Raw genomic sequence first — 14912 nt, 5'->3', positions numbered from 1 at the left:
CTGCGGGGCTGCCATGATTACAGGGCAGCGTGGCTTGATCGGCGGCACGGATCATCGCTGTAGCTACTGCGGTTTCGTTATGGAACCGACAGCCCGGTTTTGCGGCGGCTGTGGACGCCCAAAAGCCCGCTCCAGCGACACGGCGTCGCACGCGCTTTCCTTCCTGCAATCGAACATACCCACAGACCTTGCCGATCGCATCCTGCGCTCGGGCGGAGCGATGCTCGGTGAGCGCAAGCACGTCACGGTCGTTTTTGCAGATGTCCGCGATTCAACGGCCCTGATCGATCACCTCGATCCCGAGGAGGCGCTACAGGTTCTCGGCCCCGTCCTTAAAACCTTGATGGATGCAGTCCACCATCACGATGGCTTCGTGAACCAGACACTCGGCGACGGGATCATGGCGCTGTTCGGCGCTCCAATCGCGCGGGAAGACCACGCCGTGCAGGCGTGCAGCGCGGCGCTCGCGATGCGGACCGCCGTCGGCGAACTCAATCAAAGGACCGGACGGGATATCGCCATCCGTATCGGCATGAATTCCGGTGAAGTCGTCATCCATTCGATCGGCAACAACCTGGCGATGAACTATGACGCAGTCGGAAAGAGCGTCCATCTGGCTGCACGAATGGAAGAGCTTGCTGCACCAGGCAAGATTCTGCTGACCGCGGCGACCCATGACCTTGCGAAGGGCTTTGTAACGGTCCAGCCGCAGGGATTTGTGGATGTAAAAGGCGTCTCCGAAGCGGTAGAAGTTTTCGAACTCACGGCCATACGGATCAGAACACGATGGCAGGTCCGGTCTGCACGCGGTCTCAGCGTTCTCGTGGGCCGCCAGAACGAACTGCGCAGCCTGAGAGGCGCGCTTGAGAGTGCCGCAGCCGGAAATGGACAGTCGGTGAGCATTGTTGGCGCAGCCGGACTGGGAAAGTCCCGGCTGATACACGATTTTATCCGGAATGTTTCCGACGAATGGACCGTTCTTGAGACTGCCTGCCCCTCGCAGCGAACAAGTTCAAGCTATTACCCCATCGGCCTGTTGATCAGAGCGTTGTTCGGGGTTGGCATCGATGACAGTCCCGAGACCGTCATTGGCCGCGTCAGGGAAGGCATTGGACGGCTCGGCAACAATCTGTCGGGTTTCCTCCCTCCTATTCTCTCGTTGCTGGATCTCAACGCAGACGATGAAGAGTGGAAGAAACTGGAGCCGTCCGAGCGGCGGCTCAAGACCATGGAAGCCGTCAGATCGCTGGTTATTCACTACACGCGGTCGAATCCCTCTGTCATTCTGGTCGAAGATCTTCACTGGGCCGACGCCGAGACGAAGCTCATCCTGCAAAATCTGGCCGGGGCGCTGGACGGGACACGGGCCCTCCTTATCGGAACGCAGCGTCCCGAGGGCGGATCGCTGGATCGCGGCACGACCTGCCTCGACCTGTCACCGCTTGACGACGAAACTTCTCACCAGCTGATGGACTGGCTGATGGGAGACGACAGCAGCCTCAGCCCGTTAAAGCGGAGAATACTGGCGCAGTCCCAGGGTAACCCGCTGTTCATGGAAGAACTGGTCCAGACGCTCAAGGAAACGGGATTTCTTCGGGGTCAGCCGGGCAACTATCAGGCCGTCAAACGGAGCGGCCGCGCGGAAATTCCACAAACCATTCATTCGGTGCTCGCGGCCCGCATCGACCTTCTGGACGGATTTCCGAAGTCGCTTCTTCAGACGTCAGCCGTCATCGGCATGGAGATTTCCGTCGCCCTGCTCTCGGAAATGCTGGACGTCACCCCTGCAGAAATTTCCGGCGAACTTCGAACGCTGGAGGCTGCCGATTTTCTCCGGAAGATCAGAAGCACCACGTCGGCCGATTATTCATTCAAACACGAACTCACACGTGAAGTTGTATATGGCACGATGCTGCTGGGCCTTCGACGCTCGCTTCACGCCAAAGCCATCGACATCATTGAAACGCGATTTCCCGATCGCCTTGACGAGTACATCGATCGGCTTGCCGACCATGCGTTCAAAGCCGAGCTTTGGGAAAAGGCCGTCCCTTATCAGTTGCGCAGTTGCCGGCGCGCAGTCAAACGCGGCGCCAATCAGGACGCCATCAGTATCTACGAGCGCGGCCTGGAAACCCTGTCACATCTGGCGGACTCTTCCGCCAAGATCAAAGCCGAAATCGATTTCCGCCTGACGCTGGTGATTGCACTCGAACCGCTCGGCAAGCACCGCCAGATCGCAGACGTCTTGCGCGAGGCGAGCCGTCTGGCCGACGCTTCGGGAGACCCCCTGCGCACAGCCGCGGTCAACTGTCAGCTTGCCGTAGCGTTGTGGCGACTCGGAGAGCACGCGCCCGCGATGGCGGCCGCCGAAATGGCAAGCCGCATCGCGGACAAGATCGGCGATCCATCGCTCCAGTTTGCTTCACTTCTCATTGTCGGCATTGTTCATCACGAACTCGGCAATTTCGCCACATCAATCGAGATGCACGAGAAATGCATTGCGATCGAAACCCCCGAGCTTGACCAGAAGCGCGCCGGCTGGGCTGCCTATCCCAGTGTCCTTCTGCGAACCTTCATGGCGGATTCCCTGATTGAACTTGGCGACCTTCCCCGCGCGGAAAGTGTGGCGGAGGACGCCAGCAGGCGCGCCGAAATCCTGGATCACGCCTATTCTCGTGCCAACATTAATCATGTGCTCGGCCGGTTGCGAACATCTCAGGGACGGCATGCCGAGGCGCTCCCCCTATTGCGCGAAAGCTGGCAGACCTGTCTCGATCTCGAAATGGTCCAGATGTATCCGGTGTTCGCAGCCCGCATGGGTGAGGCTCATCTTGCAACGGGCGACATCGAGACCGCCCTCAACATCCTGTCGATCCCTGAACGGCTCGACGTGCCGCTGGCGGAGCATTCGTTCGGCTGGCGCTATCTTTTCATCGCACAAGGCCGGGCCCTGCTCGCTGCGGGCCGTCTTGCGGAGGCGCAGGCTGCAGCCGAGCGCGCCCTGGCGCTTGCAGAACAGCGCGGAGAACCGCCGCAGCAGGCCTATGCGACACATCTGCTCGGTGAAATCGCGCGCGCCGGCAATCCGCAGAATCGCACCTTGGCAAACACCTACTTCAAGCGTGCGCTCATGTTCGCAGAAAAATGCGGCATGAAAGCCATGATAGCTGCCTGTCGCCATGCGATGGAGAACGCAGCCGATCGAAACAAAGAGCCCAGCATCGCGGACAGATAGAACGCTTCGCACTCTCCGGCCTGCTTCGGCTGAATCTACCTTGCCAGCGCGCGAACCGCTTCAATCCCCGGCAGGAAAAAGTAGGCGCCACCGCGGACCCGGACGAACGGGCGCGGACGATCGATATGGTGGTTGTTCGGCCGATCCTGAATGCTGGCTACATCCCCGGGGCAACTGAAATGTCCAAGCGGATCTGTACCGGCGTAAAGACCACCGAAGTGCGTGTTGTTAAGCCATGAATGCTGGATCATCTCGAATTGCCCGGCAATATCCGCGTTGAGGGCGATGAATGACATTCCACGCGCCGCCTCCCCGTTTGCACCGTCTTCGGAAAGTCTTTCTCCATAGGGCCTGCCGCGCCTGATGATACGATGCATCTTTGAAAGTCGCAGCGCTGTATCTGCATCCGGACCGATCGTGTCTCGCGGATTCGCGCGGCGGATGTGAGCGCCGATCGGGCATGCCATCCCGAAGCGATCTTCGAAGTGGTAGAGAAAATCATTGCGCGGCGACGCACCCGCGCGCCGCTCGATCGGAACCAAGGGATGGCCCTGGCGCGTTCGCCCGACAAGCTGCGAGGCAATCATTTCCTGCGCGGGCTCATCGGTTCGCCCATAAACGCGCTCAGCCGTCTTCGCGACGAACTCATTGAAAGCCGGCACGTCCTGCTCCAGCTGCCGGAACACGAGGTATGTTCCGTTATGCCGAATGTCTACGCTCCCTTCAGCCTTCGCACCGGAAACGTCGAAGATGCTGGAGCGGCGCTCGTTCTTGTAACCAAGGACGAATTCACCGGGCTTGACGAGAAGAATCCGCCTCTCCTCCGGGGTCAGCCTTTTGTTGTGGTCGGTATCGCTGGTTCGCTTCCTTCCGTTTCTTGTCGTCTTCGGAGAGCCCTCAATCAGCGGCTGTGAAATGCCGTCTGTAAATCCAAAGTGCTCCTTGCGATCGTCGTAGATCCGGCCGCCGATGATCAGCGGCTTGCCATTCTGCCGCACTGCCGGCGCAGCAACGCCCCCCATGGCCTCGATCTCGGCATCGACGAACGATCGCAGCTTCGTTTCGTCGGCCGCGTAGAGCAACAGCATTCCGTCGATGCTCTGATTCTCTTTCCAGCCGCCCCATTCCCAAAATTCAGGCGAACTGTCGCCTGTATCTCCGAGAACATTCGACCGGCGCGGAAACTTCGTTTCCGCTGTCGGCTTCGGGGCCATCCCTTCGAGAAACTCGAGAGAGAAGTCATTCAGCACCTCCTCACTGACGCGAAGATGCTCCAGGCCATGCGCCGTCAGCGCAAGATTGATCGCCTGTTGACCGCCGCTCGCCGTCGCGCGCGTCAGCCGATCTGACAGCCGCCGGAGCCATTTCTTCGCGACTCCAATCTCGCCCGGCACGAAGTGCCAGAAGACGTAAGCGGAAAACGGCAGTTTCGGATAACCGCTCAGCACCAGCCTCTGAACGTCATCCCATTCAACCTTCTCCATGGCAGCGACCCATATCAGAGGCTCCGGAATATCGTGTCGGTCTCGCTGTAGTTCAGCGGCTTGAACAGCGATTGTCTCAGCTCGGTGTTGGTGTTGACATTGATGACGCTGAGCATGGGATACGCGCTGTACCAGGCGATCGTCTCAACCTGGCTTTGACGGACATAGGCCTTGAAAGGCTGCTCGGCTTGCGCGCCTCTCCAGAAGAGAAATTTCGACGCGGGGAACCCGTAGGATTTTCCGTCCGCTGTGACAAACGTGTTCGACCAGATGGCATTGAGGCCCTTGACCGCCGCCAGATCGATGAATTCGTTGAGATAGCTTTCCCACGCGCCGCCATAATTATCGAGAAACAGGAGCCGCTGGCCGCCGTCAATCATCACCCACCGTGCCGACAGGATCGTCGGTATGCCGCCGAGCTCGCCGCGATTGAACCAGAAACGCGACAGCAGATTGATGACAAACAGCGCAAGGCGCAGCAGCCAGCATCGAATGAAACCGGGCTTCACAGACGTGATGCTGGCCAGATGATTCTGATACCGGTTGATACCACCTTCCTCGCGGACATACTTCCTGGCGTTCTCCCGGGCACGCGCGATGAGTCCGGCCGGCTCGGAAAAATTGCGCCTGTCCCTGATCTCAAGCGTTCGTATGAGCCCGAAGATAAAAAGCCCAATGACATAATAGGCCAGGATGCCGATGAGGCCGTAAGCCACGGTGACAAGAACAGCAAAGACGATCAACCGCGCGATGGTCGCGATCTGCTCGCTTACGGCAAACGGCAGGTGACGCGCGATGAGCAGAACGCCAACCGCGATCACGATAACCATCGCGAATCTGTCCAGATCAAGCAGCAGCCGCCGGACATTCTCACGAACGGCATCATATGGCCGAAGCTGAACGGCAAGCTTCAGGGATGTTGCCCAGTAGTTCAGAACCGCCAGGAGCAACACGACAACGACGAGACGGCCAATCGCCGCCCAGAGACCGGGCTGCACTGCGCCGCCAGATCGAACCGCGGTCATTCCCGAAATGACGGCCAGCACAACAGAGCCAGCAAGAAAGACGATCAGCGTGTATCTGACGATCACCGCGATCTGCAACGGAAAGCGGTTGATAAAGAGCTGATCGTGAGGATTCCTGGTCCAACTGGTCAGGAAGAGCTCAAAGATGCGGACGATCAGCCACACTCCGGTCAACGCAATCAGGGTATGAAGGATCGCGGGCTCGATCGTGATGTGGCTGGCAATCCACGGGAACCACGACACCATAAAGTTGCCGATGCTTGCCCCGATGCGGCTCACATGCTCGAACGCCCGAACGATGTGGCCGTGCAGCACAAACGGCCCCCAGGAGAACAGCGCACCTACAGCGATGCCGGTCGCGCAGACCACAACCAATGCCGCAATGACGGCGGCAGCAACGATCAGCGGACGCTGCCGTATCTCCCAAGGCGTCGGCGCAATTTGTTCGGCCCAGCGATTGTCGTCCTGCCCGCGAATGACATGGCGTCGCACCTCGTCGAGAAGTCCCACCGAGCGCGCGGGGATGGCATCACCCGGCCGGCATCGTTTTGAAAGGAACGTGACAATATCGCGACGGAGAAGACTCTCGCCCTGAATTTGCGCCACCGTGCGACCCGGACTGCCGCTAAAGAAAGTGTTCGCGCCGACATCATGGTTCACAAGATATTCTGCAATCAGGAGAGGCGCGGCGAGCCCGGAAACCGGATAGTCCGAACAATGCCGATAGGTCTCATGCATGCCTTGCGGCGCGATCTTCAGCAACTCATTCAGAAAGTCCTCTCTGGACCCGTCGAAGGTCGCCTCGAATACGAGGCTGGGAGCGAATTCGCCGTCGGCATCGAGGATGACAAAACTGCAGAAGTGCAGGCTTGCGATCTTGTCGAACCGGAACAACGGTCTGCACTCCATCAGGTCGCCGGAAAGGCGCGGCTCGGCGTTGTCGCGCAGATGCTGACGGCACGCGTCCACGCGGCCCGGGTCGAGCGGCGTGATGATCGTTGTGTAGTTCGGGCTCACCGTTTCTGCGCCCCGGTGGTTTGCGTGTTGAATGTGAGGACGAATGAGTATGGCGCCGGCCCTTCGTAGCGGATCTGGCCATCGGAACCGGGGGCGCGCGCGAGGCCGGACAGACGGAGCAATGCCCGCGCCATCTCCATGAGAGCACTCTCGGCAACGTATCTGCCGAAGCAGCGGCGCTCGCCGTCGCCAAAATGAATGTAATTCTTCAGCGGCCGCTGCGGATCGAACCGCGACGGGTCTGAAAATGCATCGGGATCGAACATGGCGGCCAGTGGCGCCGCCAGAACGCGCGCGCCCGCCGGCACGATGCGCACGCGCCTGGTTCCGTTTGCGATGATTGTTTCGCGTGGACAATCGCGCACGAGCAGGGGCAGCATCGGCCGGAACCGGAGCGCCTCATAGATGTAGTGTGTCAGCGCCTCGCGGGACTTCGCCACACGCTCCGCCGCGAAACGCCGATCACTGTCCGATGCTCCGCTCGCGAGGCGCTGTTCTTCCGCTTCCGCATGATCGAGCGCGATGGCCAGCTTCTGCGCCTCCCGCAAGGCATCGGGCCGCGCCACGAGCTGATCGACCATCTGCGACGTCCCGCGAACCACCGTTGCAAGACCGGTCGCAACCAGACCGGTCAGGTATCGCCGTATCCAGTCTTCATCGAACCACTTTGGCGTGCCGCCGGCATGCAGCAGCGCCGTCAGGCGCGTCAGCAGATTGTCGGGAAGTTCGCCTTGGCGTGACGCGCTGATTGCCGACCTGACAACCGCAATCTGCTCCAGCAGCTGCTGCGTCAGGGCAGCCATATCGTCGCGCGATTCGATCCACGGATTTGAACCGACCGGAGGATTGACCATGATAATCCCGGCCAGGTTACGCGTGGCGCGCGCCATGCGGCGCTTGTCGTTTTTCAGCGGAGCAACGCCGAAATAGTCGGCGGCAATGCGAATGACGGCGGGCTCCGCAAGCTCGGCGACCATGTCGATCCGGCCGTTATGGGCAGCGGTTATCCGCTCGCGGCATTCTTCAGCGACCACTTTCCTGATTGTCTGCGGATCGATCTCTCGCCTGACCACACTCTGAAGCAACCCCCGCTCGCGCGCGTGTTGCTCGCGCCAGTCAACCGTCATCAGAAACGGACCCCACGGCATCCCCGGATCGATCACCTCGCCCAGTGTGAAGTCATCGAAGCGCCCGAGAACCTCTCGAACATCGCTCATCTTGGTGAGAACGACGAGCTTGCCGAAGATCGAAATCGGACGCACACGGCGCAGCAGCGTGAAGACAAGCTTGAGAAGCCAGAGATGGCAAAAAATGTAGGAGCTGAACCGGTAGCTCGCCATTTGCCGGGCAAGCGAGATTCTTTGCAACAATCGGGTCAGTGCGCCGCCATCGGTCGCCCGCCTTTCGCGGCGAGGAGCCGCAGAGGAATGGCGATGTGGACCTTCGATCATTGAATCAGGAACGTGCGTGCTCATGACGACATCCCGCAATTATCGCTGGCAATGAACGCGCTAAAAATCTGGATCGGCAATCGATTGGTCTGCGCAGTCGACAGCAAGATATCATCTCCACCAGAGGACGACCAACACTTAGAGATTGATCCGCGAGAAGCAGATGGCACGGTTTCCGGAGGGCAAAGACATCGGCGTACACTCTGAAAATCTTCAATGACGCCAACACCTTGGGGGATGTCGGCGCGCGGCGCTCCGATGGAGCTCGATTGCCTCTCGCTCTTGAAAAAATAGCCGCTCGGGACGGCTGTCGAATGTGAGCTCGCTCACATTCGCCGCGCAGTTTCTGCCGCGGCGAGATGATGGAATTTTGCGATCTGTGGGTCAGGTCACAGACAGATTCGCACCCTTGTTGAAGGGTTCATGGCAGCCAATAGGAGGCTTCCATGAAAAACAGGCTCAGCTACAGCACCCGCCGCTTCGTCTTCATCGTTGGCGCATTTTGCGCTTATGGATTACTGGCCGGCGGCCTGATCATTCTCAACGCGAACAACCCGCACGCCAAAGGCGAAGCAACTTTCGATACCGCGACCATGGATTTTCCGTCATCGAACGCGGCGCCGGCCGCAAGGGCGGCGATAGCCGCGCTTCCCATTCAGGAGCTTCACCGCAAGACGACAAACCTTCCCGTTGAAGTTTTTGCCGATCCGAACTGACGCCAGCTTCCGCCGGATGCACCGTGCGACACTCGCCCGATGCATCCGCGCGCAGGCGGGAGACCTTGAGTCGCAAAGCCGGGAGTTCTGGCGTTCAGGGAATTTTGGCGGAGAGGGAGGGTGTCGAACTAATGTCCTACGGTGAACAACCTTGTTCGACGATGTCTATCAATCTTAGTTTTATCAATATGTTATTGTCTACACTCGTCATTGCCCGTCCATTGATGTCTGCCCCGATCCGAGTTATTTGTTGGGGCAGAAATTATTGAATGTTGGGGCACACATGGCTCGCGAGATCAATCGGCTCTCGGCCCGCACCGTCAAAACCGTTAAAGAGCTCGGCCGCCATGCAGACGGCAACGGTCTGTATCTGAGCGTTTCAGCGAACGGTGGCCGCCGATGGGTTTTCCTGTATCGACTTCCAGGCCGCGTTTATGAAAATGGAAAGCCGAAGCTCTTCGAAATGGGGCTTGGAAGCGCTTCGAACGTTTCGTTGAAGGAGGCTCGCGAGGCGGCTGAGGTCGCGCGAAAGCAACTGCGAGAGGGCCTTGATCCCCTTCAGCAGCGGGGGAAATCGTCCACGAAGACATTTTCGGAATGCGCCACTGAATACATCGCCTTGCAGGAAAGTGGATGGCGCAATCCGAAACATCGCGAGCAGTGGAAGAACACCCTGGCCACCTACGCCGATCCGAAAATCGGAAAGCTTCCTGTCGATGCTGTCACCGTCGACAACGTCCTCGATATCCTGAAACCGCTGTGGTCTACCAAGACCGAGACCGCATCAAGAGTTCGGGGCCGTATTGAAGCCATCTTGGATTGGGCGGCGGCGCACAAGTATCGGAGCGCCGAAAATCCGGCTCGGTGGCGAGGTCATTTAAATAAAGTGCTGCCAGCCATGCGGAAGGTGGCCAAGGTCCAACATCACCCTGCTCTTCCCTTTCGCGACATACCAACGTTCATGACCGACCTTCGAAGTCGTGATGGCACGGCCGCGAAAGCCCTGGAATTCACCATCCTGACCGCCGCACGGACAGGTGAAACGATTGGCGCGAAATGGGACGAGATCGACTTCAAGGAGAAGGTGTGGACAGTCTCGGCTGAGCGCATGAAAGCGGGCGTCGAACATCAAGTGCCACTGTCGGACCGAGCCATAGAAATCTTGGCGGATCTGAGTCAGGAAACCGACTACGTCTTTCCTGGGCAGGAAATCGACAAACCGCTCTCGAACATGGCCATGTTGGCCCTCCTCAAGCGGATGAACCGTTCAGACCTCACGGTGCATGGCTTCCGCTCGACATTCCGCGATTGGGCCGCCGAAACGACCGAGTATCCGAACGAGCTCGTCGAAATGGCACTGGCCCATACCATCAAGAACAAGGCGGAGGCCGCCTATAGACGCGGCAATCTCCTTGATCGCCGACGAGCCCTGATGCAGGCTTGGGCGAACTTCTGCATGGAAATTTCGGCTGATGCCTCCCCGTAAGGTCATCTATCCGTACCGCGATCAGCCGTTGGGCCCGGACATTATTCTGGAGGGGGTCTGGGGTGACGAAGACGAGCAGCAGATCCTCCAGCCTCCGGGCACGGAGGATGCTGTCACAACTCACACCTACGCCGAGATCCCGGGACTGTTTGAAAAATACGGCATCGATCCGGACGATCTGGATCGCTTCAGATGGCTAGCCGAGGTACTTGTCCGCGACTTTTTGATTAAACCGCGGATCGGCATCCGAACGCCGCCGAAAAAGGGGGGACGCCCCCGAATCTTCGATGACGCCTTCTCTGCCCGCATGAAGAAGTTGCGGGACGAAGGCAAGACTCAGGAAGATGCGCTGGAGATTACGGCGAAAGAACGGGGTTCGAAGGCTAGTCAACGGCGCAGCCTTAAGGATAGTTACGCCCGGATCGTCGTTCGCTGGGTGCTGCTGACTATGCGAGCCGACGAATATCTCCGGCAACAAGAAGCCCCCAAGCCCTAGCGCAAACATCGCACACTTCGATACTGCGTTTTTACATGGCACTGGGATAGGCCCCGGTTTTGACGCACCTGCTGGGCCCCCATTGTGACCCCATTTTCCGGTCAGGCACCGCTCCTGGTGTAACCGGACAAAAGCAATGGACGATCGCATTCTTACAAACGAGATTTTTCTCACCCGGCAGCAAGTCTGCGCCAGGCTCAACATTTCAAAATCGCATTTCTACAGCGAAGTCGACGCACTCCGACTCCGCATCACATACAGCGGCGGCACGCGCGTTCATATCGAGGACTTGAGCGACTACATCGGCCGCATTCGCGCAGGAAACTATGCCCCTGCGTATAGCGAGACCGATCCGTGGGTTATTCTCTATCGTTCGAAGTGCAAGCCGCGCAAGGTAGCGGCTGCAAAACGCTCACCCAAGCGCGGGAAGAAACCGGTCAGCGCGAAGCCAGCTATCGCTGAAGACGCTAATTCGGGCGGCTCGCTCTAATAAGCCGGGTTATTCACACTCACCACAATCAAACTCAAGGGAACGTCATTCGAACGAATAATTTCGCATGTCTGCATCAATTTCAATACCAACCTCCATCCTGAAAATCGACAAGCTGTCGGATACGAAAGCTGACCTTGATTCGGTTCAAGTTCAAAGCAACGTCCGTTCGTTTGAGGACTACTGCGTCAAGCGGGGCATCCCTTATGGCGCAACATCGCGTTACGCGATTCAGGCGACGACACTCTATTATTGTCGATCGCGGGTGTAGACTTCCTCGAGTTCGTCCTGACTGGCAAGGTCACACGCGTGGATGTCGCCGTCGACCTGGCGGGCATCACGACCGATGAGGTGATTGTGCGGAGTTCTGGCGTCCGCAAACACGGCATCTAGCGCGACCGGCATCCCGGAGACGGTTTACATCGGGAAGATCGGCGGAACTGTCGCATACGACAAAGGCACAGCGACGGAGGACGGTGTCACGCGCCTCAGGGCGAACGCCGATTGCGACCGAACTGCCGCGGCCACGAACTGCTGAACATCAGAATCCGTTCGACAAGATCCGCGTTAACCGACCGAAACTATCAAGCCGCTGATACCGGAGCACGCCAACGCGATCTTCGACAGCATGCGCATCCGCGGCATTCATCGCGTCCTCAAGATGCTACCACGCCAAGACCGGCTGCGCATCGAGCAGGTCGCAAACGATACCGCGAACAATCTGATGCCGGCGGACCTCTGGGACTCGTGGCCCATGTGTCTTGATCAATCAGGCCTAATCGCGCCGACCTCGAATTCAACTGATTTGTGGGCTCGGAGGGCCGCCTCTTGACGCTTTATCAAATTTATTTTCGTTGCGAGACACCTAGCGACACTGGTGGACACCACGCAGGACCGCGTCTGCTTGCGCGGTGCCCTGACCTTACTATGTTTTGATTTCGAGCATGCGGCACGAGCACATCTCGCAGCGCGCTGCAAAACGAGTCTATCGCGATGGGTCTCTAAGGCATCCGCAAACGGCTGATCGGCTGCACGATGCCCCCGCGCGGCTTGATAGCTCGAAAATGATCTGAAGCATTGCGGAGGCGCGTCCACGCGGTTTGTGGCTCGCTCACCTCTCCATGGTCCCTTCGGACGCACCCATATCGATTTCCGCTCATGAGCGGCGATTTCCCAAACCCTTTTCAAATGCAGGATTCTTCATGAATAGCGAAAAAAATCGTTCTGTGACGGCGCGACGCCTCAAAAAGGAGCTGCGAACCCGCCGCTCGGTCTACACCACCATCAGCATGGAGACAGTGGGCTCAACAGTACACATATATAGAGTCGTCTCCCGCGTCGCCTATTTTGGCGATGAGAAGCAGTTCCGCCGCTACTTCTCGCGAGTGTGGCCGCTGCTCCAGATTCGCGATGTTCGCGATTTTGAGGTCTACCCGGGGGTACGGGTCAAGTTCCGCCCTCGCGCTCACAGGGTTGAAATCACCGGAACGAACCTGCGAACCGTCGAAGGCGTCGCAGAGAATTTCGGACGCTCCGCCAAACGTGCTGGCTTACTTCACCGTCATCGCCACGAAGCAACCGACGGTGCCAAATCATGACCGGCGGCGAGAACAATAGCTCAAATGACAAGCACATTGGGGCTCGCTTGCCCGGTCACCCGACACAAGCGGACGCAACACCATCAAGCAGCATTTCTGAGAAGGGAATTTCCGTTACAAACCAATCAACTGACAACCCTTCTCACGAAGAAGGGATTAGCCCGCCGCTTGTACCGGATCCGGGCGGTCTAACCCTAGAGGACCGCCGCGTCGATTCGGTATACAGCAAAACGGCAGACGCCAGCATCGTGACCGGCGATGATCTTCGCGAGAAGTATTGTAGTGGGAAGGACGGTATCCATTTGCCCGGCGCGCTTCTCATGCAGCTCATGAATGCAAAGGCGGCCGGCGGCAGGAAATTCGTGCTGTCGGGCCCGGCTGATATCGGCCTTGCAGAAGCAGGCGTCGACCTGGCAGAACACTTCAAGCTACCTGTCTTCGAGATCAGTTCCGGCGAGAGCTACGCTGTGCGTGAGCTAAAGGCAAAACGCATCGACGGCTCGGACGGATATGTTGTGATTAGCGATGATCCCACCGCGCTGCCTGCGTCGGCCTACGCAGACGCTCAGTGGGTATCGTTTGATGACAAGAATCAGCTTCACTGGAGCGAGGTTGCAAGTTCCTTAAAAAGCCTGGCTTCCCGCATTTTCCGAGGCGAGGATATTCTTGCTTTTCGCGACGAAGCGGAAGCTTTGGTGAAACCCGCCCTTCCTGATCGCCGTGCCGTGCTGAGCGTGCTGGCCCACCACATCAATCTGTACCGCGCAACGAAGGAGAGCGGTCTTTACGATGACGGACGTTCAACGCCGACGTCGCCAGCCGGCACGCCGCGTGACGTATCGGTGACGGTTGCAACACCCAATGAGACTTCCGAACTGTTGAATTCAGTGGCGTCGCGCATCGCACGTCACGTGATCCTGCCGGAATCGTATGCTCGTGTCAGCGCACTCGCCCTACTTCATTTTTGGGCGTTTCGTGCCGCTCGCACGTCGCCAATCATTGAAGTGCAGTCGATTGCGCAGGAAAGCGGAAAGACAGTACTCATCGACATTTTGGCCGGACTTTCGCCGAGCGTTGAAAAAGTCTTCGACGCGACGCCCGCGTCGTTGTTTGAACCTGCCGATCAGGGCGCGACAATCATCTACGATGAAGGCGATCTCAACTTTACCTCGTCGAATATTACGCTGATCAAGTTCTTCAACGCAGGTTGCAAGCGCAATGGCCCGCGAATCCGTCGTGCGGGTGGAAAGAGCTATAGTGCGTGGTGTCCTAAAGTCATTGCGCGCATTGGCAAGATGCCGAATGCGGCACTTGCCAGCCGCTGCATAACTTTTTACATGCACCGCAAGTTGCCTGGCGAAAACGTCGAGCGCATTCTTCCAAATCATGAGCGCGAAATCGCAGAACTCGCTGCGACCTGCAAGCTTTGGGCCGAGACCGCTGTCAGCAACCTTCTAGACGCCGTTCCAGAAATGCCGACTGGATTTGCTTCACGCCGCATCGACAAATGGGAACCTTTACTGGCTATCGCGGAACTTGCAGGTCCGGAGTGGGCGCAGCAGGCTCGCAAAGACGCCTTGGCGCTGGATCCTATCCACTTGGACGAGCCTTCCTTAGAAGAGATGCTTCTTCACGACATACGCGCCGGCTTCGATATGACCGGCGCAGCCGCAATCAGCTCTGCCGCTCTTGTTGCGCATCTCAAGGGATTCAAGGATCGGCCATGGTGTCAGTGGGGAAGTGACGGTCAGCTTCGATTGGCCAAGCTCCTGCCCCGTCACATCCGTCCCATGAACGTTCGCACCCCGATACAAGCCAAGGGATACCGCCGCGAGCAGTTCGACGAGCTGTTTAAGCATTACCCGAAGAAGTCGGACGAATAGGCTATGAACGAGCGCGTCTGGGACGGCTGGG

Annotated in this window: 10 protein-coding genes; 7 read left to right on the top strand and 3 right to left on the bottom strand. The window is 58.4% G+C overall.

Annotated elements, in window-relative coordinates; translation table 11 throughout:
* Positions 1–79: 79 nt before the first annotated feature.
* The gene (locus AC1Q67_RS12205; RefSeq protein ID WP_492233909.1) at positions 80–3235 is read left to right on the top strand and encodes an ATP-binding protein; all 3156 of its coding nucleotides are present in this window, start codon (positions 80–82) and stop codon (positions 3233–3235) included.
* 35 nt (positions 3236–3270) lie between these two features.
* Here AC1Q67_RS12205 and AC1Q67_RS12200 read toward each other — a convergent pair whose 3' ends face one another.
* From AC1Q67_RS12200 to AC1Q67_RS12190, 3 genes are read right to left on the bottom strand one after another with little or no spacing between them, the layout of a single operon-like run.
* The gene (locus AC1Q67_RS12200) at positions 3271–4719 is read right to left on the bottom strand and encodes a Dyp-type peroxidase (protein WP_492233910.1); all 1449 of its coding nucleotides are present in this window, start codon (positions 4717–4719) and stop codon (positions 3271–3273) included.
* Between the two features lie 14 nt (positions 4720–4733).
* A complete protein-coding gene (locus AC1Q67_RS12195) occupies positions 4734–6761 on the bottom strand; it encodes a hypothetical protein (protein WP_492233911.1) in 2028 nt (675 codons plus the stop codon).
* Positions 6758–8236 (bottom strand): cytochrome P450, encoded by a 1479-nt coding sequence (locus AC1Q67_RS12190; protein WP_492233912.1) that lies wholly within the window; start codon positions 8234–8236, stop codon positions 6758–6760. The genes AC1Q67_RS12195 and AC1Q67_RS12190 overlap by 4 nt, the downstream gene beginning before the upstream one ends.
* Positions 8237–8658: 422 nt before the next feature.
* Here AC1Q67_RS12190 and AC1Q67_RS12185 point away from each other — a divergent pair, with 422 nt between their 5' ends.
* From AC1Q67_RS12185 to AC1Q67_RS12160, 6 genes are all read left to right on the top strand, one after another.
* Complete coding sequence (locus AC1Q67_RS12185; protein WP_024576654.1) at positions 8659–8928, top strand: hypothetical protein; 270 nt, start codon at positions 8659–8661, stop codon at positions 8926–8928.
* A 283-nt stretch (positions 8929–9211) separates the two neighbouring features.
* Positions 9212–10414, top strand: a complete 1203-nt coding sequence (locus AC1Q67_RS12180) for a tyrosine-type recombinase/integrase (RefSeq protein WP_492233913.1) — start codon at positions 9212–9214, stop codon at positions 10412–10414.
* Positions 10401–10910 carry a hypothetical protein gene (locus AC1Q67_RS12175; RefSeq protein ID WP_492233914.1) on the top strand — a complete coding sequence of 170 codons (510 nt, stop codon included), beginning with the start codon at positions 10401–10403 and terminating at the stop codon, positions 10908–10910. The genes AC1Q67_RS12180 and AC1Q67_RS12175 overlap by 14 nt, the downstream gene beginning before the upstream one ends.
* Positions 10911–11046: 136 nt before the next feature.
* Positions 11047–11400 (top strand): hypothetical protein, encoded by a 354-nt coding sequence (locus AC1Q67_RS12170; protein WP_492233915.1) that lies wholly within the window; start codon positions 11047–11049, stop codon positions 11398–11400.
* Positions 11401–12602: 1202 nt separating this feature from the next.
* Positions 12603–12998, top strand: a complete 396-nt coding sequence (locus tag AC1Q67_RS12165; protein ID WP_146744785.1) for a hypothetical protein — start codon at positions 12603–12605, stop codon at positions 12996–12998.
* The gene (locus AC1Q67_RS12160) at positions 12995–14881 is read left to right on the top strand and encodes a DUF3631 domain-containing protein (protein WP_492233916.1); all 1887 of its coding nucleotides are present in this window, start codon (positions 12995–12997) and stop codon (positions 14879–14881) included. The genes AC1Q67_RS12165 and AC1Q67_RS12160 overlap by 4 nt, the downstream gene beginning before the upstream one ends.
* The last annotated feature ends 31 nt before the right edge of the window (positions 14882–14912 follow it).

Source organism: Afipia sp. GW823-FHT06G09 (genome assembly GCF_058794875.1).
The sequence above is the reverse complement of the archived record's forward strand: the minus strand, read 5'-3'. Positions and strand labels throughout refer to the sequence as shown.

Bases quoted from the DNA above. Each gene is read 5' to 3' on its own strand.
- AC1Q67_RS12205 (WP_492233909.1), top strand. From the start codon at position 80: ATGGAACCGACAGCCCGGTTTTGCGGCGGCTGTGGACGCCCAAAAGCC.
- AC1Q67_RS12200 (WP_492233910.1), bottom strand. From the start codon at position 4,719: ATGGAGAAGGTTGAATGGGATGACGTTCAGAGGCTGGTGCTGAGCGGT.
- AC1Q67_RS12190 (WP_492233912.1), bottom strand. From the start codon at position 8,236: ATGAGCACGCACGTTCCTGATTCAATGATCGAAGGTCCACATCGCCAT.
- AC1Q67_RS12185 (WP_024576654.1), top strand. From the start codon at position 8,659: ATGAAAAACAGGCTCAGCTACAGCACCCGCCGCTTCGTCTTCATCGTT.
- AC1Q67_RS12180 (WP_492233913.1), top strand. From the start codon at position 9,212: ATGGCTCGCGAGATCAATCGGCTCTCGGCCCGCACCGTCAAAACCGTT.
- AC1Q67_RS12175 (WP_492233914.1), top strand. From the start codon at position 10,401: ATGCCTCCCCGTAAGGTCATCTATCCGTACCGCGATCAGCCGTTGGGC.
- AC1Q67_RS12170 (WP_492233915.1), top strand. From the start codon at position 11,047: ATGGACGATCGCATTCTTACAAACGAGATTTTTCTCACCCGGCAGCAA.
- AC1Q67_RS12165 (WP_146744785.1), top strand. From the start codon at position 12,603: ATGAATAGCGAAAAAAATCGTTCTGTGACGGCGCGACGCCTCAAAAAG.
- AC1Q67_RS12160 (WP_492233916.1), top strand. From the start codon at position 12,995: ATGACCGGCGGCGAGAACAATAGCTCAAATGACAAGCACATTGGGGCT.